The 25,693-nt window shown below is 41.4% G+C and carries 16 protein-coding genes and 1 pseudogene; 1 reads left to right on the plus strand and 16 read right to left on the minus strand.

The window, feature by feature from the left end; translation table 11 throughout:
- Positions 1 to 201: 201 nt before the first annotated feature.
- The 9 genes from ACDG22_RS03550 to metG form a co-directional block, all read right to left on the minus strand.
- A complete protein-coding gene (locus tag ACDG22_RS03550; RefSeq protein ID WP_022125779.1) occupies positions 202 to 1,737 on the minus strand; it encodes a M48 family metalloprotease in 1,536 nt (511 codons plus the stop codon).
- A gap of 73 nt (positions 1,738 to 1,810) precedes the next feature.
- Complete coding sequence (locus tag ACDG22_RS03555) at positions 1,811 to 2,566, minus strand: glycosyltransferase family 2 protein (protein WP_007566146.1); 756 nt, start codon at positions 2,564 to 2,566, stop codon at positions 1,811 to 1,813.
- Entirely contained in the window at positions 2,559 to 3,821 is a 1,263-nt protein-coding gene (locus ACDG22_RS03560; RefSeq protein WP_278676730.1) for a glycosyltransferase family 4 protein, read from the minus strand. Before ACDG22_RS03560 ends, ACDG22_RS03555 begins: the two co-directional genes overlap by 8 nt.
- Before the next feature lie 52 nt (positions 3,822 to 3,873).
- The gene (locus ACDG22_RS03565) at positions 3,874 to 4,785 is read right to left on the minus strand and encodes a glycosyltransferase (protein WP_270212184.1); all 912 of its coding nucleotides are present in this window, start codon (positions 4,783 to 4,785) and stop codon (positions 3,874 to 3,876) included.
- Between the two features lie 3 nt (positions 4,786 to 4,788).
- The gene (locus tag ACDG22_RS03570; protein ID WP_220445403.1) at positions 4,789 to 5,682 is read right to left on the minus strand and encodes a glycosyltransferase family 2 protein; all 894 of its coding nucleotides are present in this window, start codon (positions 5,680 to 5,682) and stop codon (positions 4,789 to 4,791) included.
- Between the two features lie 22 nt (positions 5,683 to 5,704).
- Positions 5,705 to 6,709, minus strand: a complete 1,005-nt coding sequence (locus ACDG22_RS03575; RefSeq protein ID WP_177593078.1) for a hypothetical protein — start codon at positions 6,707 to 6,709, stop codon at positions 5,705 to 5,707.
- Between the two features lie 5 nt (positions 6,710 to 6,714).
- The gene (locus ACDG22_RS03580; protein WP_148315645.1) at positions 6,715 to 7,635 is read right to left on the minus strand and encodes a hypothetical protein; all 921 of its coding nucleotides are present in this window, start codon (positions 7,633 to 7,635) and stop codon (positions 6,715 to 6,717) included.
- A complete protein-coding gene (locus tag ACDG22_RS03585; RefSeq protein ID WP_270243147.1) occupies positions 7,632 to 9,086 on the minus strand; it encodes a lipopolysaccharide biosynthesis protein in 1,455 nt (484 codons plus the stop codon). Before ACDG22_RS03585 ends, ACDG22_RS03580 begins: the two co-directional genes overlap by 4 nt.
- Before the next feature lie 107 nt (positions 9,087 to 9,193).
- Complete coding sequence (gene metG / locus ACDG22_RS03590) at positions 9,194 to 11,236, minus strand: methionine--tRNA ligase (RefSeq protein WP_007566160.1); 2,043 nt, start codon at positions 11,234 to 11,236, stop codon at positions 9,194 to 9,196.
- Positions 11,237 to 11,658: 422 nt separating this feature from the next.
- Here metG and ACDG22_RS03595 point away from each other — a divergent pair.
- Positions 11,659 to 12,944 (plus strand): annotated as a pseudogene (locus ACDG22_RS03595) (glycoside hydrolase family 20 zincin-like fold domain-containing protein).
- 496 nt (positions 12,945 to 13,440) lie between these two features.
- On the opposite strand, the gene ACDG22_RS03600 reads toward ACDG22_RS03595, so the two are convergent.
- The 7 genes from ACDG22_RS03600 to ACDG22_RS03630 form a co-directional block, all read right to left on the minus strand.
- The gene (locus tag ACDG22_RS03600) at positions 13,441 to 15,792 is read right to left on the minus strand and encodes a beta-glucosidase (RefSeq protein WP_270230300.1); all 2,352 of its coding nucleotides are present in this window, start codon (positions 15,790 to 15,792) and stop codon (positions 13,441 to 13,443) included.
- Between the two features lie 38 nt (positions 15,793 to 15,830).
- On the minus strand, positions 15,831 to 17,027 hold the full coding sequence (locus tag ACDG22_RS03605) for an esterase (protein ID WP_270230299.1): 1,197 nt from the start codon (positions 17,025 to 17,027) through the stop codon (positions 15,831 to 15,833).
- Positions 17,028 to 17,071: 44 nt separating this feature from the next.
- Positions 17,072 to 18,274: an esterase gene (locus ACDG22_RS03610; protein WP_270230298.1), complete on the minus strand. Its 1,203-nt coding sequence runs from the start codon at positions 18,272 to 18,274 to the stop codon at positions 17,072 to 17,074.
- Positions 18,275 to 18,292: 18 nt separating this feature from the next.
- Complete coding sequence (locus ACDG22_RS03615) at positions 18,293 to 19,171, minus strand: alpha/beta hydrolase (RefSeq protein ID WP_270230297.1); 879 nt, start codon at positions 19,169 to 19,171, stop codon at positions 18,293 to 18,295.
- 141 nt (positions 19,172 to 19,312) lie between these two features.
- Positions 19,313 to 20,926, minus strand: coding sequence for a RagB/SusD family nutrient uptake outer membrane protein (locus tag ACDG22_RS03620; protein ID WP_270668944.1), 1,614 nt, complete (start codon positions 20,924 to 20,926; stop codon positions 19,313 to 19,315).
- Between the two features lie 565 nt (positions 20,927 to 21,491).
- Positions 21,492 to 22,445: an IS110 family RNA-guided transposase gene (locus ACDG22_RS03625; RefSeq protein WP_007566304.1), complete on the minus strand. Its 954-nt coding sequence runs from the start codon at positions 22,443 to 22,445 to the stop codon at positions 21,492 to 21,494.
- Between the two features lie 117 nt (positions 22,446 to 22,562).
- Positions 22,563 to 25,631, minus strand: coding sequence for a SusC/RagA family TonB-linked outer membrane protein (locus ACDG22_RS03630; RefSeq protein WP_270230383.1), 3,069 nt, complete (start codon positions 25,629 to 25,631; stop codon positions 22,563 to 22,565).
- Positions 25,632 to 25,693: the final 62 nt, after the last annotated feature.

Consider the following 25,693-nt stretch of genomic DNA (forward strand, 5'->3'; position numbering starts at 1 on the left):
ATACTATTGAGTTTGTATAAAGAAGTAAAGGGCATATTATTTTCTCTCGAAGAGCTCTCTGAAAACTCTTCCTTTTCTTCTGAAAAATATTTGTACGAAAAATAAAAAAATATCAGCATGTTTGGAGGAAAACATGCTGATATTTTCTTGTTATTATGCTGATGAATTTTCTCTTGTAGTAATCCTTTTATTTTGAGAGAATTACAGAATATATAACTGTTTCATCAACGTGGTAGCCCAATGGTATTCTTTTGCCAGCCATAGTTCATCGGTTTCGCTATGAGGAGTCTGTTTGATATCATTCAACATTTGGATGTATTGATTGACTTCGGCAACGGCATCTTTTTGTTTATTGTCGCGCAACAATAAGAGAATCTTCTGTTTTGAGATATTCACATTAGAAAACTCACCCAGTGATTCGGCTTTCTTCAGCATTTCCCAACTGTTCAGGTTGCTTTCTGCACTGTTATCTTGTTTCATGATACACTTTGCCATGACTACATAGTCATCGGATGAAGCCATCTTGTTATTTATATTTTTCTGGGCTAACTTCATGGCCTGTATATAATCCCGATTGTATTCCATCATGGCTGCAGAGAAGCTGATCAATCCGCTTGTACGTTTCAGGTAGATAGGATCTTTTCCCGTTTCCTTTAGTGGGTATTTTTTCTGCAATCTGGTAAGTCTTTCTTCCAGACTGCTATATATACCGTATTTTTCCAATACGCTTTTATCCTTTATTTCCAGATAATATTGCAGGATTTTATTCTGTGCTGAAATCAGTGCGGAAGGATCTTTTTTCATGAATTGCATAAACTGGACAGCAACGTCATCGGCCTCCTTTTCCTGTTGTTTGGAATAATCCAGTCCCATGCGGTTGTATATATCATAATTGACCAGTGTCTGTACAATGGCATTGGTTGTAAAGATAGCTCCTGGTACATAGTTTTCATATTTGTTGTAAAGCGCAGCTTCGATGGCCAGGCCTGCAACATCGGCTACACCACCCCAGAAGGCAGCCCGATTGGCGCGGTTGATATTTTTGTTGACGGTTATTACAGCATGGTCGAGAACATAATGTGCTGTTTCTCTGGCAAGCATGCCAAATAATTCATCTTCCGTATCGAGCAGTGTAAGCAATCCGCTTGAAACCAGCATACAATTATTGCTTAGCATCAAGATATCTGGATTGGGAGATTTCAGTATACGTATATAAGGCATTCCATATCGTTCGGCTATGAATTCTTTGGGAATCATACTCAACATGATACAGTGTACGTAGTCTTCCATGGCAGCGTCCTCATAAATCATTCCTGCTTTTTCCAACTCGTCGAGATAGGTGTTGGCTTCATTTTCCATTTCTTTTCTCATGGTTTCCTGAAGTCCTTTGGTTTCGTAATACTGTACCAGTCTGGAGTTGATCTGTGCGGCCAACCAGAACGTGTTCGGATCGGTAGGAGTAAACTCCAGCTTATACATATCGTTGAGGCCGACACCTTGTTGTTGTCCGTTGACAATCAATACTGCTTGCCGGTAATTGGGGTCGCTTGGTTGGTATTGTGTCAGTTTTACAAAGCGCTGGAGAGTAAAAGGAGTGCCGGCTTTTATCTCTCTGATATCTTCTTTTACTACTCCTTTGATGTTGATAGTCGGACTAAGACTAGTGATATTTTTCTGCGCGGATAATTCTGTACATATAGTACATAAAAAGAACAAAATTAGGACAAGTTGTTTCATTATTGCGATAAGTTTATAGTTTCTGTATCGCAATGTAGTGTTTTTTACTGGACCATGAAAAGAAACATCGTTATTATTTGTGAAGTATCAGTCGCAATGCAAACCATAGATGTCTCATGACAGTTGATACATATCCGTAGTGTTTGCACATAATGCGAAAGCGTTCTTTCAGCGATGCCTTGTGGTTGCGTGTAGTCATCCCTTCGTTCAGGTAGTCTATTAAAGTAAGGTGAGTATTATGAAGTATCTTACTTTGTTTCATGATACGGATGCACCAGTCGAAGTCGGCAGAGAAACGATAGTGCAAATCGTATTTGACTGCGCGGTCACGACGGGCAAAGAAAGCTTGATGACAGACCAGCATACCTTCACGGAAACTTTTCCATGTAAGTTGTTCAGGAGCAGAAAGTCTCCGCATCCGTAAGAAATGTCCTTCTTCATCCACGATGGCTGTTTCTCCGTATATTACGTCCGGCAGTTCGTTAAGTCCTGCCAGTGAATGCACCATCAACTGTAAGGTATCATCTTCATGCAGTTCGTCGCCGGCATTCAGAAAACATACATAATCTCCCGTGGCTAAGGCTATGCCTTTGTTCATGGCATCATATAATCCTTTATCGCGTTCGCTTACAACTGTATGGATATGTTCCTTGTATCGGCCGACTATTTCCATTGTCTTGTCGGTCGATTTGCCGTCTACGATGATATATTCTACATTTTTATAAGTCTGGGTTATGACACTTTGAATAGTATCCTCCAGAACGTTTTCGGCATTATAGGTTACAGTAATAATGGAAAACTTCGGATGCAGATGTGTGATATTATGCATTTTCCCCTGTAATATGGTTGTAAATCTTGATATATTTCATGGCGACAATCTGTTCTGAATATGTATCTACAGCCTTTCGCCGTGCCTCTTCGCTGAGGCTTGCATAATCTCCTTCATTCAGCGACCAGCATATACCATTGGCGAGGTCTTCTGATGATTTGTATTGGGCTACATAGCCGTTGTGCAGGTGGTCAATCATTTGCGGAATGCCGCCAATGTTAAATCCTACACATGGAATGCCGCACGACATTGCTTCTACAATCGTGTTAGGCAGATTTTCCTGTAGCGAAGGTGTTACGAACAAATCGACAGCATTGTAAATGTTTACCAGTTCTTTTTCGTTTCCTACATAACTCAGGCAATAGATGGGGAAGGGAAAAAGATCGGCATATTGTTGTGACTCTTTTCCGACGACTACTACTCCCAGTGAACTGCAGAAATCAGGATGCTGTTGCTGGATCAGCTTGCATGCTTCTACCAGATAATCTATACCTTTCTTCGGGTCGGTTATTTTCATCGAGCTGAACAAAAGTAGTTTCTTGTCAGTCGGTAAATTCAGGTTCTTACGTACCTGTGTTTTGTTTAACGGACGGAAAAGGTTGGTATTAATGGGGTTAGGTATATTGGTAACCGAATGTCCCAAAGCCAGTACACTATGTCTGGCAAGTTCTTCGAGCCATTGGCTGCAAGCAACGAACGTTATATTGGCTTTTTTGTATAGTTTCTGTTTTTTCAGGAAAACCTGATATGAGAGGTCGTGCTTGGAGCCTTTATAGAGCAACGGACAAGTATGACACTGAGTCTGATACTTTGTACAGTCTTGTGCGTGGTGACAGATGCCCGTGATAGGCCACATATCGTGCATGGTCCATACGACCGGTTTTCCGGAATCAATGATTTTCTGTATATCTTTCAGCGAAAGCATTCCTTGGTTGATCCAATGTAAATGTATGACATCGGCTTGCTGAAATTCCGGCAATGAAGTGATATCCGTTCCCATGCTGGCAATATCAACAGCAAAAAGGTTGTGCTTTTTGAAATGGTTTGCTTTCCAGATAATTACACGTTCCCAAACAAACTGCCAGATATGTCTCCATGATTTTTTCAGTGGTACGACTGTAACCTGATCTGTCTGTTTGTCGCGCACCAGCATTTTGGCTTTTATACCTTTGCCTTTGAGTGCCTCCATTAAACGATTTGCCGCTATCGCTGCCCCTCCGATTCGCTCGGAAGTATTGATGATTAATACTCTCATTGCTTCCTGAATTTTGTGCAAAGGTAATTCATTTTATTTTTTTTCTTCCGAATCAGGCGCCAAAATCTCCCTTTAACGTGCGTTTGATACGTCGAATTGCTTTTGCCCAGAAACAATTTGTCTGGTGATAGTATCTTTCGAATACCTTTCGTGCTGTCTGATTTTCTTCTGTCGGGGAAATAAGTGTTACAGGAAGAGGTTGTTGCCATAGAGTGGAGTCGTACAGACCACCTCCACCACAGTTTGTTCCACTTCCGTCGAATCCGGTATTTTGTATCAGTGATTTCCCTACATTCAACGATAAGATATCAGCTAGAAAAAGGCTGGCGTTCCAGCGGATAGCCCAAGAGTTATTTTTCCCTTCTATTTGCCGGCGTAGCATTCGAGTGAAAGGGTAATTGCCGTTAAAGTCGAAGTATCGTGTCAGGTTACGTGCTTCCAGTTGTGCAAGCAGTTCTTTGCCGTCAGGGTTGAAATGCTTCCATGCCCGGCTCCATGTTGCCCATCCCCAGCTGCCTGTCCACTTGATAAGGAAAGTATCAGGCAGTGATATGTCTTTTGTAAAGTCACATGCCTGAATATGTCCCACCCGCTGTTCGTCCTTATAAACCTCTAGTGCATCATTCATAAATTTCAGAAAATAGGGAGCTACTATCAAGTCATCTTCCAGTACAATAACCCTTCCGAAGTGATTGACTTGTGTTGTTACCCCATCGATGATGTTGCGTGCAAGTCCCCAGTTCGTTTCACGTTCGATAATGGTTATTGTTTTAAATCCGCTGATACTATGTATATATCGGCGTACCTCTTGTACAGCAGCATCACTTTCAGGTTTTTGGCTTTGGTCGGCATAGATAAATAAAGGGCTGTCTGCTGCTTCTTTGTTGCGTAGCAGAGAAGAAACAACCTGTCGGGTATGTTCCGGACGGTTGTAGACGAATAACAGAATAGGTGCGTATGTCATGGTTTAAAGATAACTGGCGTGAATTTGTTTGGTTTGCTTACGAACTTGAATTACAGCTTTACTCTGTTTGAGTAAACTGAAAACGGTAGAAGCATATCCTTTGGCATATTTGATATGTCCTTTTAAAAGGGCTATTGTAAGTTTCTTGATTCCTGCCAAAATACCGTAAGCAAATGCTTGTGTGAAGCGATAATTGATATTGGCATATTCTGAAAGCAGATAGACACGTTCCGCACGCAAGAATCCTTCGAAAGAAACTTTGCGGAATTCTCTGTCGTGACAACCATATATGGTCGGAATATAGCCTATCTTATATTGATGGAAGTGCAGGCGGTTTACATAATCTTTATCTTCTCCGTAGTGGTAGAAGAGAGGAGAAAATCCTCCAGTCCGCTGTAAAGTGCTGACTGGAATAAACCAAAAAGCAGCATTGATGAACGGGCATGATATGGGCTCATGTCTGTGGGGAAGGTTATTGATGCTTGCGAGCTGAGCGTATGAAGCAAACCCTTTGTCGAGTTCTTCTCCGCTTCCGTTTAAATGTACGGGAGAAAGAATGCCAAACTCAGGATGCTTTACAGACTGTTCTGCCAGTGTCGCAAGCGTATCACTTCCTATCCATGCGTCTTGGTTCAGCAGAAAAACTGCATCATATCCTTCCTTTAATGCAAGCTGCATGCCGATATTATTAGCCTTGCCGAATCCTAAATTGGCATGGTTTTCTATCAGTCTTACATAAGTATATTGGGTTTTAATAATCTCTACCGTCCGGTCATTCGAACAGTTGTCTATCACGATAATATCGGTAGGATGTGATGATGCTTTCAAGCTGCCTAAACATCGCTCTATCCATTTTTCGAAATTATATGAAACAATGATTGTCAGGATTTTCATCATGCTGGTCGTTTATCGTGATAAATTATTTGAATTTCATCCATAATGTGGTAAGACGGTCTTTTACTTTTTTCTTCAGACTGATATGAGGAATGCCTGTATATTTTCCTGCTTTTTCCCAGAAATCGGCTTCATCTGTTATTTCACTCTTTTCTCCTATCAATCTGTACAGGTAGTATAATCCCCGCTTTTTCTCATATGGCAAATGCCATACCGGATAGTTTTCGTCGCCGGGTTGCACGTTGTTGAAATGAGGAGTAGTCCACATACGTTTCACATATCGGTTTGCCGTTGTGTTTCGTATGCTCAAATGTTCGGCAAGTAAACTCAATATATGGGCTTCTTCATTCAGCTTGAACGGATGTTGTTTTCCGTATTCCAGATTGAATGCCCACAGTTGAGGATAAGCGATATTTATTTTGCTGATTATATCTTTGCGTAAGGCAACGAACTCCCCTCCATAATACGTGATAGAGCTTGTTGCCTCCTTGCCGTAGCACGACTGGTATACCTCTTCCATCTGGGGAAGTGTAATACCGTTGATGGAGTATGTTCTGTCGGTAATGAATTCATAAAGTGCACTTCCATCTTTACGGACAGCGTCGAAGAGCGTATTCAAAGGTGTACGGCACAAGCAATCGGCATCACTGATGAGTAATGTATCATTTTCTAGCATCCGGCCGTCCATGTACTTCAGAATATCGTACAAGTAAAACTGGTTCTGCCATGCCGGATACCAGTCTTTAGGTGGTTTGCATGTATAGGGTAATGTTACGACCTCTACATTCAGTTTATGGAAAAGCCGGATGAGATAGTCGGGCAACTCTTTCTGATTTAAATTGGTGAAGAAGATAAATTGGGCATCTGGATTATAATGCTTGAACGTTACGAAGAAAGGTACTTGTATCTGCATGTAAATGGAGTGTACAAGTGAGGAACTTCCTTTCTGTCCCAGTTGGGGGTAGAAACTGGCTTCTTCTTTCGATTCTTTGTAGAACCAGGTTGTTATATAGTTAACTGGTGTATGCATGGCTTTCAAGGTAAATATTGGTCAATCCATGTATTAATATCGTATTGCTGTCGTATCTGTTCGGGTATTTTGTCAACAGGACTTTTTACGAACTCTTTGAGAAATTCGGTTGAGTCTATCCCAAAAATAAATATATTTTTTGGATTATAGAAGTTGTATCGCCGGATATCTGCATTGTTTGTTATCAGCTTCTTATTATAAAACAAAGCTTCTAACGGCCGTCGGGTCAGACCAGTTTGATTGGATTGGTTAATATCTATCACGCAGCGTGATAGCGACAGTTGTTTCAGATATTCTGCATATGAAATTCCTTCTTTAGCTGTTTCGGGTATAATAAAGTTGCATGTTAATGCGTTTGTTTCCAGCAGCTCTTTTAATGCCTGTAATTCATGGATGCGGTTTTTAGCTAAGCCACAGAAAAAACAGTCGGAAGCAGGTTCTTCTGGTATATCTTCTGCCGGATATCTGAAATACTGGTTGGCGAATTTTATATTGTACCGTTCTGCATCTTTCGGATCGAATGTACTGAGTTCATATCCCAGTTGCTGTATTTTCTTTAAATCTTCTGATGGATTTTTGAACGTAGTATGAATCGGATTGCAATAATAAATATGGCATGTTACTCCGGATGGTATTAAAGAACGGATTGCCTTCAATACATTTACATTACATCCCTCATATATCAGAATGGCATCACCTGCTTTGGTCTGAAGCATCTGGTCCAGATATTCTTTCTGAAACCAGGTATATAGTATTTTCTTAGGCAAGTGTATACGTCCGACAAGTAATGCTCTTGTCAGTTGCTTGAAGCGAGTTTTCGGGAAACTTAAAAAGTCGGGAAGATATACGATTCTCTCTTGCCTGTCGGGAGTGAGTCCGTCGAAGATAAATCGCGGAGCACTGACGATATACAGTTTACCTTTCATGATACTTTTTTCTTTAGCAAGTAATTGATACATTCATGCATGATTTCTGCATTGCTTAGTTTCATAATTCCCATGTAACAGATTGCAGCTACTAATATCTTAATGATAAAAGTCACAATGATATGTCCTCCAATCAATGAAGCTGCTATTCCTCCAATACAGCAGGCAATAATAGCTGGTAACATGAAAGGAAGCAAGTCGGACATGAGCATACGAAACTTAAGACCGATGAATCGATGGGCATAGGTGCGCCAGACAAACAGCCATATGATATTGATACATACATAAACTATCACCATTGTTTGTATACTGCCTTTCATCATGATGATGCAGAGTACTGTTATCAGCTGTAGAACTACTTGTGATATGATATTCCACATATAGATGTTTGATTTCCCTTGACTGATAATAAGATTTGAAAACAGTGTGCTGATAGGGATGAAAGCTCCTCCTATGCATAATAGTTGCATCAGAGAAATACTGCCTGTCCATTTTTCTCCTACCGTGATAAGAATAAGTTCACGTGTAACCGTTGATAAGCCAAACATGGCAGGGAAAGCTATGAAAGCTACGAACCGGAGTATTTTCCGGAAAACCCGTAATTCTCGTTCCTGGTCGTCGCGCACCTTTACTAATATAGGTTGTGCCACACTGTTTAGCATGCCTGTGATAAACTGATGCCCTGTTGCATTCCATTTATTGGCCTGATTATAGTTTCCGACTGATTGCGAAGTAAAGAATTTACCTAGTACAACCGATAGGATGTTGTTGTTTATCTGATTGGCAATGTTAGTTATCAAAATTTTGCTGCTGAATGAAAAAAGAGGTTTCAGCGGACTGAAATCGATATGCAATGTTGGACGCCATGATGAAAAATGCCAGGAGCAGAGAGTTACAACTATCAGGTAAGTAAGGCTTTGAGTGACGATACCCCAATAAGAAAACCCATAAAAGGCTAATGTGACTCCCAGACATCCTGATATGATGTGTGCGAGTATTCCTGATATGGCTTGCTGTCGTACTTTCAGATTGCGGAAGAGATATGCTCCTTGTACGGTTCCTAAGCTGGCTATCGGTATGGCGAGAAAGCAATAACGGGATAATGGCAATAATTCCGGCTCTCCGTAAAAACGAGCTATTAACGGGGCACAGAAGAATAAAATCAGGTATGCTGCTATTCCGATAAACGTGCTGCACCAGAATACAGCGTTATAGTCCTCATGCCTGATTTCCTTCAGATTAACCAATGCGGCACGAAATCCGCTTTCTTGTAGCGAGTTACCAATCAGGGTAAATATTGTAAGCATACCTACCATACCGTATTCGGATGGAGAAAGCAATCGCCCTAAAATAATGCCAAAAGCAAGAACAAGAATTTGCTGAACTCCGTTGTTGATCGCACCCCACAGAAGTCCTTTGGCGGTTTTTTCTTTAAGTGATTGTTCGGGCATGTGTTACAAGCGTTTTAGTGTGGATAGGTGTAGTGGTAATGAAAGCGAAGAATCTCAAGTTTTGAGGATTTGAGATTCTCCGCTTACTAATATTGCAGAAGGAAGAATTATTTCACTTCACTTCCTGGTTTTACTTCTTTCAATACTGAAGTTACGGCAAGCGAGCCATCGAAGTTTTCGGCAGAAAGAATCATACCTTCACTGACCAGTCCGTTCTTAAACTGACGTGGAGCAAGGTTAGCAATAAATAAGACTTGCTTACCTATCAGTTCTTCCGGTTTGTAGTGCTGGGCAATGCCGCTCACGATTGTACGGTTCTCCAGACCGTCGGCAATCTTGAACTTCAGCAGTTTCTTCATTTTAGGAACTACTTCACATTCCAATACAGTTCCTACTCGGATATCAAGTTTTTCAAATTCTTCGAATGCAATGGTTGGCTTGATTGGATTAGCTTTATAATTAGCTTCTTCGTTTGCCTTTTTAGTTGCAAGCAATTTGTCTACTTGTGCTTGAATTGTTTCGTCTTCTATTTTTTCGAATAGCAATTCAGGCTTGTTGAGCTGATGACCTTCTGATAACAAGTCGGTACGTCCCAGTTGTTCCCATTCAAAACTTTCCATATTCAGCATATGACGTAACTTTTCACTGCTGAAAGGCAGGAACGGTTCGAAAGCAATTGCCAGGTTAGCAACCAACTGCAATGAAATGTTCAAAATAGTAGCAACACGGTTCATATCTGTCTTGGCAAGCTTCCAAGGTTCTGTATCGGCAAGATACTTGTTTCCGATACGTGCCAGATTCATTGCTTCTTTCTGTGCATCACGGAACTTAAAGACATTCAACAGTTTTTCTACTTCTGCTTTTACGTCAGCAAATTCTTTCAGTGTATCACGGTCGTAATCATTCAATTCACCACAAGCAGGAACTTTACCATCGAAGTACTTGTTAGTAAGTACCATCGCACGGTTTACGAAGTTTCCGTATACAGCTACCAGTTCATTATTGTTGCGAGCCTGGAAATCTTTCCATGTAAAGTCGTTATCTTTTGTTTCTGGAGCATTGGCTGTCAGAACATAACGCAATACATCCTGCTTTCCTGGGAAATCTTGCAGATATTCGTGCAACCATACTGCCCAGTTGCGTGATGTTGAAATCTTGTCACCTTCCAGATTCAGGAATTCATTGGCTGGAACGTTGTCAGGCAAGATATAGCTACCCTCTGCTTTCAGCATAGCCGGGAATACGATGCAGTGGAATACGATATTATCTTTTCCGATGAAGTGGATAAGACGTGTTTCCGGATCCTTCCACCATTTTTCCCATGAGTCAGGCAATAATTCTTTGGTATTTGAAATATATCCGATGGGAGCATCGAACCATACATAAAGCACTTTACCGTCGGCTCCTTCTACCGGTACAGGAATACCCCAGTCCAAGTCACGGCTTACGGCACGTGGTTGAAGGCCCATATCCAGCCAGCTCTTACATTGTCCATATACATTCGGACGCCATTCTTTATGATCTTCCAGGATCCACTGGCGTAACCAACTTTCGTGTTTGTCGAGTGGCAGATACCAGTGTTTAGTTTCTTTCATTACAGGCTGACTTCCGCTGATTGCACTTTTCGGGTTAATCAGTTCAGTAGGAGAGAGTGTACTTCCACATTTTTCACATTGGTCGCCATAAGCTCCTTCTGCGTGACAGCGCGGGCATTCTCCAGTGATATAACGGTCTGCAAGGAATGTATGAGCTTCTTCGTCGTAATACTGCATGGAAGTCTTTTCGATAAATTCATTTTTATCGTACAGCTTACGGAAGAAGTCAGATGCGGTATCATGATGAATTTTAGAAGAGGTACGTCCATACACGTCAAACGAAATTCCGAACTCTTTGAATGAGTCGCGGATCAGTGTGTGGTAGCGGTCTACGATATCTTGCGGAGTGACTCCTTCTTTTTTTGCACGGATAGTGATAGGTACTCCGTGTTCATCCGATCCTCCGATAAATAAAACATCTTCTTTTTTCAGGCGCAGGTAGCGCACATAGATGTCCGCTGGTACATAAACTCCAGCCAGATGTCCGATATGAACCGGACCGTTAGCATATGGTAGAGCTGATGTAACGGTTGTTCGTTTGAATTTTTTTTCCATATACGTATATAGTTTATTTTAAGTTGCAAACTTATGATGCGCAAAGATAAGGATTATTTGGGAATTATCATTGATGGAAAATGGCTAAGAGAATTTTCTCTTTTCTTTTTATCTGGGTTATCGTATTTATCGTTATAAGAAAGATCGAAATTTCTTTAAAAAGATTTGGAATGGCTTGGAACATACGGCGTTGATTGTTGTTTGACTTTTCTAGAAATCTGTATCCGACTGCTAAAGTTATTACAATGTTTTTATGCATTTCTACAAATTCTGTCTAATAATCACTTGCTATACAATAATCTATGTAATTTTAACTGCTGAAACGACAGTGAAAATCTTTTATTATTAGTAATACTTTAAGCTTTATATTCTGATTTTCAATGATATCTTATTTCAAAACCTTAAATTTAAAATCTAATAAAATGAAACATCTGATTTTATTTGGTATAATGTGGTTATGCGGGTTGATGACAGTTGTAGCTCAAAACGTACCACAAGTAATTCCTGCATTGCAGCAGTGGAAACCGGCCAAAGGCAAAATGGTATTGCCGGAATCGGGCAAAGTGATTATATCTTCAGATGAGGAAGGGGCATTAAAGCAAAGTGCTGAGATTCTGGTGCAAGATCTGAAAGAGATGTTTGGCTGGAATTATCGTGTGGTAATTGGTAAACAAGAAAAAGGGGCTGTGTTTTTGACTTTAAGTAAACCAGATAAGACATTAGGTGATGAAGGATATCGGATGGATGTACGTAATGGAGTAACTATTGAAGCTCCTACTGCTAAAGGTGTATTTTGGGGGACGAGAACCTTGTTGCAGATGATTCATAATCAGCCGGAGGGGCTGATGAGAGGGCAGGCTACAGATTTTCCATTGTATCCGAACCGAGGATTCATGATTGATGTGGCACGTAAGTTCTTTACAATGGATTACCTGCGTGATTATGTAAAAATCCTTTCATTCTATAAACTGAATGAGTTACAAGTTCATTTGAATGACAATGGCTTTGTTGAGTTTTTCGGAAATGACTGGGACAAGACGTATGCAGCCTTCCGGTTAGAAAGTGAGCGTTATCCCGGTCTGACTGCAAAGGATGGATCTTATACAAAGGCTGAGTTTCAGGATTTTCAGAAAATGGCCGCTACCTATGGAGTGAATGTGATTCCGGAAATAGACGTACCAGCTCATTCCTTAGCTTTTACCCATTATAATCCTCGATTAGCAGCTGACAACAAAGAGTATGGTATGGATCATCCGGATTTGTATAAACAGATGTGGTGACTACTTCTGTTGACGAAATAGGTTATCCTTATGCTGTGGAGTTTGAAATTTATCCGGATTCTATTCCAAACATTGATGCTATATTGTTCAAGGGGCCTCATTCGGAATTTATAACGAACTGGCAAAATACAGGCAAGTTTGCTTTCCGTCGTGATGGATATGAATTTGTATTTCATGCTTATCGTTTGCCAGTAGAAAAGTGGACTAAGATACGGATAGAAGGAGATATAAAAGGCACTTCTTTGTTTGTAGACGGGCAACTTCTGGAAAGACTGGAAGGACGCATAGGTGAAGTATTCAATGTTAAGCATCAGAGAAAAGACCGTATATGGTATCAGGAAACCTTGATATTCCCATTGAAGCAATTAGGAGATACTCAAATGGGATTCAATGGGAAGGTGAAAAATTTAATATGTACTCCACGTTGATACAATATAATTTTATGATAAGAGTTTGATCTTGTTTCGTATAGTGCCCTGAAAGTTAATGAATATATCGGGCTTTTCTAAAAGTAAACCGAAGTAGATTGGTCCAAACTATACGATAAGTTAAAAACGGCTACCTGAAGTCTTCACACAGATTTGGGTAGCCGTTGTTTTTGTCAGTGGGTATAATAAGGTTTTGTTACCACACTGAATCTTAAATTTACCTTTTCCAATATCCGATTTTCATTATTAAAGGTTAGTCATCATATTACTTTGTTGATATGTAAGCGGCGTAGATCAGGTGTGAGAGAAGTAATCTAATCACAGCTGAAAACGATATGCTTTTTATCTGGTGTGGTTGTCAGCTTTTATTTTATTACCAGAGGCAGTATATCGTTCAGCTGTGAATTTATTGTTATCAATCTTTAAGTTGCTGTACTCAAAGATGATATGGTTCATGCTATATCCGCATTTTTATTTGTAGAAAAGCATGTGTTCATCAGAATGGGTTATTTTTTAGTATATTGATAGGACTTTGCAGATGCAATATATTATTAGTCTTTTCAACTCCACCAGTAACTACTACATCTAATGTAGCTTTGATATCACGTGAAGAAGCTCCTATCAAGAATTGATAATTACCACCGTCTATTACCCATGCAGAAGAATTCTCGTTGTAAGAAGCCAGATCGAATGCTTTTACTTCCATTGTAACGGATGTTGTTTCGCCAGGATTTAATTCTTTAGTCTTGGCAAATGCTTTTAATTCTTTTTCTGGTTTATTCAATTCTCCTCCTTTAGGTGCGGAAATATAAAGTTCTACGATTTCCTTTCCTGGCTGTGTGCCTGTATTTTTAACATTTACGGTTACTGTATAGATTCCATTTTCAGTTTTCACTTTTGGATTTCCGTATTCAAATGTTGTGTATGACAAACCATATCCGAATGGATAAGAAACCTGTTTTTCAAAACTGTCAAAATAACGGTAACCTACGTAGATATCTTCTTCATAATCTGTATAGTCCCACAGTTTTACATCAGACTTCTTTTCTTTAGGATCGGCCATGTTACTCAGATTGCCCATAGCACCTTCTGTCGGGAAGTTGGCAGATGAAGCTGCATCTTCAAATTTAACAGGGAAAGTCATTGTTAGTTTACCTGATGGATAAGCCTTTCCGCTCAAGATATCTGCTACACTATTACCACCTTCTTGTCCTGCCTGCCAGGCACAGAGGATAGCATCCGGCAGATTTTTCCATGAATCGGTTTCAATCACTCCACCGATATTCAAGATAACTACAACTTTTTTACCTGCGGCATGGAAGGTTCTGCATACATCGTTGATCAATTTAGATTCTTCTTTTGATAGATTGAAATCAGAAACCTTTCTGTCAACAAATTCTCCCGACATACGTCCTAAAGTGATTAATGCAATATCTGTTTGAGCAGCCCAGTTACTTAATTGATCTGCTGACAGAGCCATTTCAGTAGGTAATGGAGTGGGTAAGAATTTTACTAATGGATTATCTCCTTTAGGTTTATTGCGCTCATTTTCTTCTGCAATATATTTCAGGTAGATGTTTTTCAATTCATCATTTACCTGGAAATTAGCATTCTTCAATCCATCGAGCAAAGAGACTGTATAGGCACGGTTGACATTTCCAGAACCAGTTCCTCCTGCAATGAAATTATACGAAGTACATCCAAACAATGCAACTTTCTGAATGTTGGAATTCAATGGTAAAGTCTGATTGTCATTTTTCAGTAAAACCATACCTTCGGTAGCCGATTGGCGGGTAACGTTGGCATGAGCCTGCAAATCGGGTTTGTTGGAATAGTTGTATTTTTTGAAATGAGGAGTTTGCAGAATCATGTTAAGAATACGTTCTACATTGCGGTTTAAGATTGCCTCATCCAATGTACCTTCTTTTACCGCATTTACAATTGCTTCATACTGTCTGTCGAGTCCAGGTTGCAGCATGTCATTTCCGGCTTCCATTTGTGCTACTGCATCCTTACCTCCAAACCAGTCTGTCATAACCATACCTTTAAATCCCCATTCATCACGCAAAAGGGTAGTAAGCAGTTCTGGATTTTCTGAAGTATAGACCCCGTTCAGATAGTTGTAAGAAGACATTACGGTCCATGGATTCGATTCTTTTACAGCAATTTCGAATCCTTTCAGGTAAATTTCGCGTAAGGCTCTTGGCGATACATGCGCATCTACAGCCATACGATTGCTTTCCTGATTGTTTACAGCAAAGTGTTTGATGGATGTTCCCACTCCGTTGCTCTGTACACCTCTTACATAAGCAGCAGCAATTTTTCCAGATACCAGCGGATCTTCTGAGTAATATTCAAAGTTACGTCCGCAAAGAGGATTACGATGAATATTCAGTGCCGGTGCCAGCAAAACGTCGGCTCCATATTCCAAAACCTCATTACCGATGGCTTTACCAACGTTTTCTACCAGTTCCTGATTCCAGGTAGAAGCCAATAATGTTCCGATAGGGAAGTGTGTACAGTAGTAAGTTGCAGAGTCACCTTCACGAGTTGGGTCAATACGCAACCCAGCAGGACCGTCAGCTAGTACGACAGCCGGAATACCCAATCGTTCGATTGGGTAAGTTGTTCCGGCTGCACCGGGAACCAGATTTTTTGTTTTTCCGATAACGGCACTGTCGCCAGAGAAGCCTGCCATACCCGTACCGATAACCAGATGCGCTTTTTCTTCCAAAGTCATGGCTGCAATGACTTCTTCTATTGAAGCTTTACCCAACTGAGGGAGACTTGGTCCGCAAGCAACTAACGTTGTGGCGGCTATTGCCACCGAAAAAAGTTGTTTTTTCATATTATTAAATCGTTGTATGTTATTGTAAATTAGTTATATTATTTTTTGAACAGCTGAGGAGCAAACTCTGTCAGATATATTCTCCAGTTCTTCCAGATATGTCCTTCACCTGTTTCATAGTAAGTATATTTATATCCTTTTTCGTCTAACATCTTGCGGAAATCGGTATTCGACTGGTAAAGGAAGTCCGCAGTACCGATACCTATCCAATATAGAGCCGGTTTCTTAGAGAACTGAATTTTCAGTTTTTGGTCGAAATCATCATAAATCGGCGACTGAACTTTCTTGTCGGGCATGATAGCTGCCGAGAACAAACCTACATAGTTGAACATGTCAGGATATTGTTTTGATATGTGAAGTGAGTGGTATCCGCCCATAGATAGTCCGGCGATAGCACGATTCTGTTTATTGGCTTTTGTTCTATAAGTTTTATCTATGAATTTTACTACTTCTGGGAAAGCTGTTTCAAAGCTACCTTCCATCGTTTTTGGCAGATTCATACTTGGTGGAACCATTCCATAGTGAGTTTCACCTGGAGCTGCTTCCTGAGAAGCATTACCGTTTGTCATTACGACAATCATAGGTTCAGCCTTACCTTGTGCTATCAGATTGTCCAGAATTTGCGATGTACGTCCCAAAGCAATCCATGCTTCTTCATCTCCACCCATTCCATGAAGCAGATAGAATACGGGGTAACGTTTGCCACTTGTTTCATAACCGGCAGGAGTGTACACTGTCATACGGCGATTCATTCCTAAAGTAGGGCTGTTATACCAGATTCGTGACACTGTACCGTGAGGTACGTCATTCACTTTATACAAATCAGCACGTTCGCCACCTATTATAAATACATTTGTAACACTTGCCACATCGCGAATCATGTAGACATTGCTTGGATCCATAATTTTCAAGTCATCTACAATAAAGGAATAACTGTAGAGTTCAGGTTTTAGAGGTTCTGGTGTAGTAAATTCCCAAACACCTTCTTTACCTTCTTTTAAATCTACGACACCTGGTCCGTCGAACTCTCCAAATGGAGTCTTGATTTTCTGAGTTGGCAAGAAGTCACCTGTAACTTGTACCTTCACAGCTTTTGGAGCTTTCAGACGGAAAGTTACTGTATTATTATCATGTATCTCAGGAGATATTACTGGAGCTCCTCCCCACAACGCCTGTTGTGCAAAAGCAACTGTACAGACCAGCATTAATACTGAAAAGAATAATATTTTTCTCATATGTGTATGTTTTTCTTTATGAAATGTTTATTTTTTTATAACTGTCATTTAAACAACTTAGGTGCAAATTCGGTAAGATAAATACGCCAGTTGCGCCATATATGGCCACCATCACTTTCATAATATTCGTATTTGTAACCATTGTCATCCAGTAGTTTACGATAGTCGCTTACACCCTGATATACAAAATCTGTTTTACCGCAAGCAATGTAATAGAGCAACGGTTTCTTTTCGAATTGTACTTTCAACTTACCTTCAAAATCTGTATATACCGGACAATTTGATTTTTCGTTCTTTGAGGCAGCTCCTGAGAATAATCCGACATAGCCAAACATATCCGGATAATAGCGAGAAATGTTGGCAGAGTGGAAACTACCCATTGACAAGCCTGCAATAGCCCTGTTGGTACGTCCTTTCTTGGTCCTGAAATTCTTTTCTACAAATTTTATAACATCTGGGAAAGCTAGTTCAAATCCTCCTTCAATAGCATTTTCAGCTTCTGTAGGGCGCATTGATGGAGTGGTAAATCCTTTAGACGATTCTCCGGGAGCGGCTTCTTGCCAGGCGTTTCCGTTAGTCATTACTACAATCATTGGTTCGGCTTTTCCCTGCGCAATGAGATTGTCAAGTATTTGTGACGTACGTCCAAGATTTATCCATGCTTCTTCATCACCACCTGCACCATGCAGCAGGTAGAATACAGGATAGCTTTTACCACTAGTTTCATAGCCGGCAGGAGTATAGACTGTGATGCGTCGTTCCATGTTGAGTGTTGGGCTGTTATACCACATTCTTCGTACTGTACCATGAGGAACATCATTCACTTTATACAAATCGGCACGTTCGCCTCCGATAATGAATACATTAGTGACGGTAGCTACGTCGCGAATCATATAGACGTTGCTTGGATCCATAATTTTCAGCCCGTCCACAATAAAAGAATACCCATATAACTCAGGTGCTAAAGGTGTAGTTGTGGTAAATTCCCAAATACCGTCTTTATTTTCTTTCAGATCGGCAATGCCGGGACCTTCCCAAATACCACGAGGTGTTTCGATTGGTATAGACGGAAGGAAATCGCCAGTTACTTGTACACGTACAGCTTTAGGAGCTTTCAGGCGGAAAGTAACGGTATTGTTATCGTGTATTTCGGGAGAAATCACAGAAGCTCCTCCCCAAAGAGCCTGTTGCGCCCACGATGTGGTACACATTAACATGGCTGCCGTTAAGACAGATAATCTATTCATTTTACTTATTTTTTAGGTTTACTTATTAAAACAACGGCTTACGAAAGGCAAGCAATTGTAAAGAGCAGAGTGCCAATATTCGTTTACATGTCCACCATCGCGTACACGAAACTCAACAGGTATCTGAGCCTGACGCATAGCATGGAAAAATTCTATATTTCGGTCGAGGAGAAAATCATCGTCTCCACAATCCACGAACCATTTTACAGAACGGATTTTATCCTTGGTTGCCTCGTCCGCGTTCTGTACATACTTTATACAGCTATGCTCCTGTACTGATTTATTCAGAATAGCCATTTTGTCATCAGGACTCTGAGAAGGAATGGCTCCAACTTCAGGAATGTCCATTAATGCACTTATAGCATATGCGGCACAGTACATTTCTGAATGTCTTTGGGCGTAGCTTGTTGTTCCTCCGCCTCCCATTGACAGGCCGGCAATGGCACGATGCTGTTTGTCTGATTTTACGCGATATGTTTTTTCTATGTATGGCAGGAATTCTTTATAGAAGAAATCCTCGTAAGCCCAGCCCGGCATATTGAAATATCCGTTCCAATCACCTTTGTATGGATTACCACCGGCATTAGGGCTGACAATAACCATTTCGCATGCTTCGCCTGAGGCTATCAGCAAGTCAGCTACCTCCCCAGCCCGCTGGTCGGTAAACCAGCTGGTATTGACACCCAGTACTCCATGCAATAAGTAAAGAATAGGATAAGTACGAGTCTTATTCACGTCATAGCTTTGAGGCAAATAAATGGTATATGCTCTGTCAGCTTTCAGAATCTCGCTATAGATGGTATCGGTTACCACTTTACTCCGAGGTCCCCAGGGAGTTTGGGCATCAGCTATTAAAACCAGGCTGACAGCCAAAAGAAAAAATATAATTTTCTTCATAACTTATTCTATAATTCAAGATGTATAATCTGTATGTTTATCCTGAAACAATCTATTTACCTTTATCTGTTGAGAATGCTTACTTTTTTATTAACAGGAAGCTAAGGGTGGAAATAAATCCCTCCTTAGCTCTGTTCATAATTATTCATTCCAACCAACATTCTGAGTCATGTTAGGATTGACTTCTATTTCAGTCAGAGGTATAGGTAACAATTTGTGTTTAGCCTTGAAACCGTAAGTGGTATTGGTGTAAGGCCACTTCTGACCGAATTCGTAAACCGGATTTCCTTGTTCGTCTGTTTGGCCAGTAGCAAAATATCCCATTTCAGGAACTTCTTTACCCTGATTAGCCAAAACGCTCTCAGCATCACCCCAACGAATCAGGTCTTGGAATCGACAACTTTCCAGGCAAAGTTCCAGACGACGTTCGGTCTTGATATCGTCCAGTGTTACGCTGCTTAATGGTTCTACTTGAGCTCTTGTGCGAACTTTGTTGATGTATTCCAGTGCACGATTACCACCACTTTGCAAATGTGCTTCGGCTGCCATCAGAAGAACTTCGGCATAGCGCATTATACGGTGATTGATGTACTGAAGTACTTGGAAGTATGACTGGTCAATCACACAGTCTTCTTTTAAGATACGAGTTTTCCAACTGAAGTAGCCTTCGTTACCTACCAGGCGAGATCCTGGGGCAACACTGACACCTTCGGCTTGCATCTGCTCATAGTTGCGGATAGAGCAGTTCAATCGGTAACCATCAGTTCCTTCTTCAGCTACGAAAGCATCATAGAGAGATTTACGAGGATTCATGAAACCGTAGGTTCCTGATGCAATAGTAGACAGGGCATTGCCGGTAAGTGTTAGTTTATCGGTACGCCAACCTATCATGATATAAAACATTTCCCATTGATTCCAAGCTTGTTCTGCGTCATTGCGGAACTGTAATTCGAAGATGGATTCACAGCAGTTATTTGCCTTTGCGTGGAACAAGGCATCATAGTCGGAGTACAAGTCATATTTCTGTGAGTCTATCACTTCGTCTAAGATAGCAGCAGCTTCCTTGTACTTACCTTGGAATAGATAAGCTTTGCCCAAGAAAGCCTTGGCTGCTTCAAGTGACAAATGCATGCCGGTTACTTGGTCGTTTACACCGCTTTTGCTTACCAAAGCGCCCGAGGAGATGGCGTCTTGCAGGTCTTGTTCTACAAAAGCCCAAGTCGTTTCGGGTGTGCCATTGGCCTGACGGTACTCATTGGGAGTTAGCAGGTGGTCGACGATAGGAGCGGTTCCCCAAAGGCTTACCAGTTCGGAGTGCGACCATGCACGAGCTACTTTAGCCTCGGCAATAGCCTGCTTCATGTAATTGGTAGTGCCAGGTACTAAGTCGATAATCAGATTTGCTTTATAGATAATAGTATAGAGATCTGAATACAAGCCACTGATCATGGTATTGGATGTATCGTACGTATATTCGTTCATTTGTTCCAATAGCACATTATCACTACGCTGACCGCCGGCTGCCCAGGCGTCATCAGAGAGGGCATTTTTTACAAACCACCAATTATAATATGCGCTACGCCAAGAGAGATACATGGATGCCAGTGCAGATTCAACCTCACTATCGGTCTGATAATAATCGTCCATACTACCCATATTTCCATGTTTAGGAATGTTCAGGCGGTCTTCGCAAGAGGTAGTCATACCTACCAATAGAGCGAATAATAAAGTAATTATATAATATTGCTTTTTCATACGTAAATATTAAGCGTCCTACACACAAAGTAGGACAGGTTTATACTAAAATTGATATAAATCCGAGGTTTTGGATAAAAGAAAGATTAGCACTTATGAGAACACAAGTGCGGCTATTGTACAATAATAAATAGCAACAGCTAAGAATTTAAAAGTTTCATACACGTGTACATAAGTCACAATCTTTGGCGCTTAGCTGTTGAAACCAATTTCATTGTCGGGCTATGGTAATTCCAGTAAAAGTCGGCCTTTGGTCTATATTATTAGTTCAGTGTTACAGCTTGTGGAACTTTAGTAAGTGAGACATTGTATCCAAGCTTTTTAAGTTCAGAAGACAAATATACCTTGCGTTTCTGCTCTATCTTGGATTGCATATATTGTGCTCCAAGTTCATGGTAACGGGACCCTGTACTCAGTATCAGATAAACGGATATCAACTGAGAATGTCCCACTGCAATCAAGGCACGTTTCTTTCCTCTGCGGGCAGCTATACGATGGTATCTCTCACTAAAAAACGTATTCTTTGTACGGGTCGCAGCCCATGCGGCTTCTGTGATTACCGCCTTTACCTGTTTGTTTCCGTGAGTGATTCGTGCGCTTTTTTTTTACCCGCACTCTCGTTGTTGCCCGGAGAAAGACCGGCCCAGGACGAAAGATGCTTTTCAGAAGGGAAGTGGGACATGTCAAGACCTATCTCAGAAACCAGATCCTCTACAACCTTGGTGCTAAAACCGGGAATCTCCCTGAGAAGTTCAAGGACATTCTCGTACTTGGACAACAGTCTCTTTATACGTTCGGACAAATCATCAACCAAAGTCTGAGTCTGGTCTATATCCTTTCGGATCATCTGAAGAAGATAAATGTGATGCTCTTCAACAAAACCGGTACACGCCTCAAGCAATTCTTCAGGACTGGCTGACAGTTTACCGTGATAAACTGAATTTATATCATCAAGAGTAAGGACTTTGCCTTCACAAAGCATATCAATAAGAGAAGTAGCTGTCGTACCGCTTGTATTACTTACTACACTTGAAAGCTTGATGTTGCAGTCTTCAAGAATACGCATCATACGGTTCTTCTCTGAAGCTATCTGCTGAATAAGCTTGTTCCGGTAACGCGTCAGGTCACGAAGCTGACGCTGCTCCTTGGGAGGAATATAGCTCGGTTTGAGAAGACCTGCCAGAAGAAGCTTGCAGATCCATTCGCTGTCCATCTTGTCTGTCTTGTGACCCGGAACATTCTTAATGTGACGGGCATTGACTATCCAGACATTGGGAATGGAATCTTCAAGAACCTTATAAACCGGCTTCCAGTAAACACCGGTACTCTCCATTCCCACATGCGTTACACCATTGGACAATAGCCATTCTTTCAATTCATTCAAAGAACTCGTGAAGGTTTTGAATGAGCGGGTCTCGCGTTGGATGCCTGCTCCGTCAATTGTCGCCACCACAACCTTCAGGTGGACGTCGATACCGCAAGCGCGCTGTATCAACTGAGGGAATGTCACTTCTGCCATAACTGATACATTTTAGGGTTACACTATACAAAGGTAACTTCAGCTTGACTATTTACATTCTCTTGGGCGTGATTTTTTATCTCATGGGTATTTCATTGTAAGATGTCTTTAAGGTAATTAAAACTCAACATTTATACCGAATACAACTTTTTTAGAAGTTGGATAACCTCCTTTGTCGATACCCATACCGCTGGTTGCGTTAGAAGAAGATTCGGGGTCAAAGCCCGGATATTTGGTGAATGTAAAGAAGTCGTCTAATGAGCAGTACAAGCGCATATTGCCGATATAGACTTTATTCAACCATGATTTAGGAAGAGTATATCCGAGCTGAATCTGTTTGATCTTGAAGTAAGAGCCATCATATACCATGGCATCAGAAGTGATATATTTATCCATATTGTTGGCATTGGAGCGAGGTACAGTGCCATTCGGATTATCTACAGTCCAACGATTGTCATAGAACACTTCTTTCATCTTATTACTTTCCTTGTAGTCAGGACGATAAGAAGCATGGAATATATCGTTCCCATATGAGCCTGTACCGAATACAGTAAGGTCTAAACCTTTGTAAGCAGCGGTCAACGTAATACCGTATGTAAAATCGGGTATAGCGTCGCCAATATAAGTACGGTCATTCTCTGTCACTACACCGTCACCGTCCACATCCGCAAAAGTGGGATCTCCAGTAACGGGATCTACACCTGCAAACTTATAACCACGGAAGTAATACACCGGATAGCCCTTTTCAAAATAGCTGATGGGATAAGTATGATAGTTTGTACCTGCCACACGCTCCAACGACGGGTCAAGATAAGTCACTTCATTCTTCAGTGTAGCCAGATTAGCACGTATGCTATAGTTGAAGTCCTTGATGTTGTCACGCCAGCCCAGTTCGAATTCAACACCTTTGTTGCTTACATTACCGGCATTAATCGGAGAAGTACTACCGCCGATGATAAGTGAAGGTTTGGTTCCTGTAACCAGCAGGTCTTTGGTTTTTTTATCGAAATAGTCGAATCCCAAGGTTAAGCGGTCACGTAGGAAGCGGGCATCGAAACCAACGTTCCACTGTTCTGAAGTTTCCCACTTCAGTTCGTCGTTACCCAATGATAAAGGAGATACACCTGTGATGTATGAATTTCCGGTAACGAAAGAGTAGATACCAGATGAAGACATGTCGGTGCTGTATGGATAACCGCTCAAAGCAGCCAAACTACCGTTTTGACCCCAGCTACCACGCAGCTTGAAGCTGGTAACGTAGTTCTTTATCGGTTCAAAGAAGTTTTCTTCAGAAATCGTCCATCCGGCTGATACAGCAGGGAAATATCCCCAACGGTTTGATGCCGGCAGGAGCGATAAATCGGCTGCATCGGCACGAAGTGAAGCTTGTATCATATAGCGGCCCTTGTAGTCGTAACCTATACGGCCGAAGTAAGACATCTTAGCTGTACGTGTTTTCTCGCCGCCCAAACTCTTAGTGGCAGAAGCTGAGCCATAGTTCAGGTAGTAGAACAAAGGGTTATTTTGCAGTACGGCATGCTCACCGTTGGCCGAGAGTCCTGCGTTTACGTAGTCGTAGGTCTGTTCCTGATAAGACATACCGAGCATGGCAGTTACGGTGTGAGCCTTATTGAAGGTTTTCATGTAGTTGGCAAAGTTTTCCCACTGATAGTAGATAGTAGTGGAAGAAGTACCACTGATGTCTACATAGTCGCGGCTCTGCGTAGAGTTACCATAGAAAGGCAGGCTGACACTTGAACTGCGTGTACCTGACAGGCGGTAACCGAAGCGAGATGTGAAAGTAAATCCGCCGAATGGGGTAAATTCACCGTAGATAGAACCGTTTACATTGAAACCGCTGTTACGGGTAATACCGTTATCGCGCATGATGAGCGGGTTATAGTTTTCACCGGTGTACCAGTTAGATACTCCATAATAGTTACCATTTTCATCCTGCATCAGGTGCTTGCCATGTGCCATTGCGTTCTGCATATGCTGTGGCAGGTTGTCGGCTGAATATACTGGAGCTGTCAGAGGGTCCATCAGCATTACGCCCGAGAACAAGCTGCCGTATTCGTTTTGTGATGATACGCTGCGTACGTTGTATTTCTCAATCTGGTTGGTAGTACCCACTTTAAGCCAATCCTTAATTTTATATTCAGAATTGATAGTAGCCGTCATACGGGTATAATGGTCGGCATCGCCTACCACAATACCATTGTTGTCCAGATAGGTCAGAGACAGATAATAGTTACCACGGTCACCACCGCCAGTGAAGGCTACGTTGTGTTTCTGCATGCGGCTATTTTCAAAGGCTACATCTACCCAGTCGGTATCGGTTTTTCCATCCCATATGGCCATGATGTCATCACGGTTCATGCCTCCTTCGCACATGTAGTTAATGTATTCTTCAGCATTGAGTAACTCGGGAATACGAGCAATGGACTGTGAAGAGAACTGAAAATCGTAGGTAATCTTGCCCTGTCCTGCCTTACCCTTCTTGGTAGTGATAAGGATAACACCGTTACCAGCTTCCGCACCGTAGATGGCTGCTGAGGCAGCATCCTTCAGTACTTCCATGCTGGCAATGTCGTTGGGGTCGATACCCGAAATATCGGTAGTGCGTACACCATCTACCACATACAAGGGGTCGGACGAAACGTTGGATGAGTAACCACGTACACGGATAGTTGGAGATGAACCCGGAGCCGATGAAGTAGAGATTAGCTGTACACCGGCTGTCTTACCCTGCAAGGCTTGAGCTGCCGATGTTATGGTACGGTTTTGCATGTCCTCAGCTTTTACCTGAGAAATAGCACCTGTTACAGAACTTTTTTTCTGTACGCCGTAACCTACAACAACTACTTCTTCCAGTGCCTTTGTATCTTCTTTCAAAGTAACATTCAGCGTACCGGCCACAGCCTGATGTTCCTGCATAACATAGCCGATATAAGAAAAGACAAGGACAGCCCCCTGCTTGACTGAGAGGTTATAATTACCGTCGAAATCGGATATCACACCATTCGTAGTACCCTTTTCCTGAATACTTACACCAATCATGGGCTCACCCATGTTGTCCACCACTTTACCTGTCACCTTCACCGGTCCCTGAGCCAGCAGGAAGGAGACATTACACAGAAGCAACGCGGCCAATGCTACGAACCGTTTCAAGGTCATGTTTTTCATAATGTTTTTCATTTTATAGATAATAATATGGTTAAAAATTAAAGATGTAGATATTTGACATT

The organism is Phocaeicola coprocola (assembly GCF_041333015.1).
Taxonomy (GTDB): domain Bacteria; phylum Bacteroidota; class Bacteroidia; order Bacteroidales; family Bacteroidaceae; genus Phocaeicola; species Phocaeicola coprocola.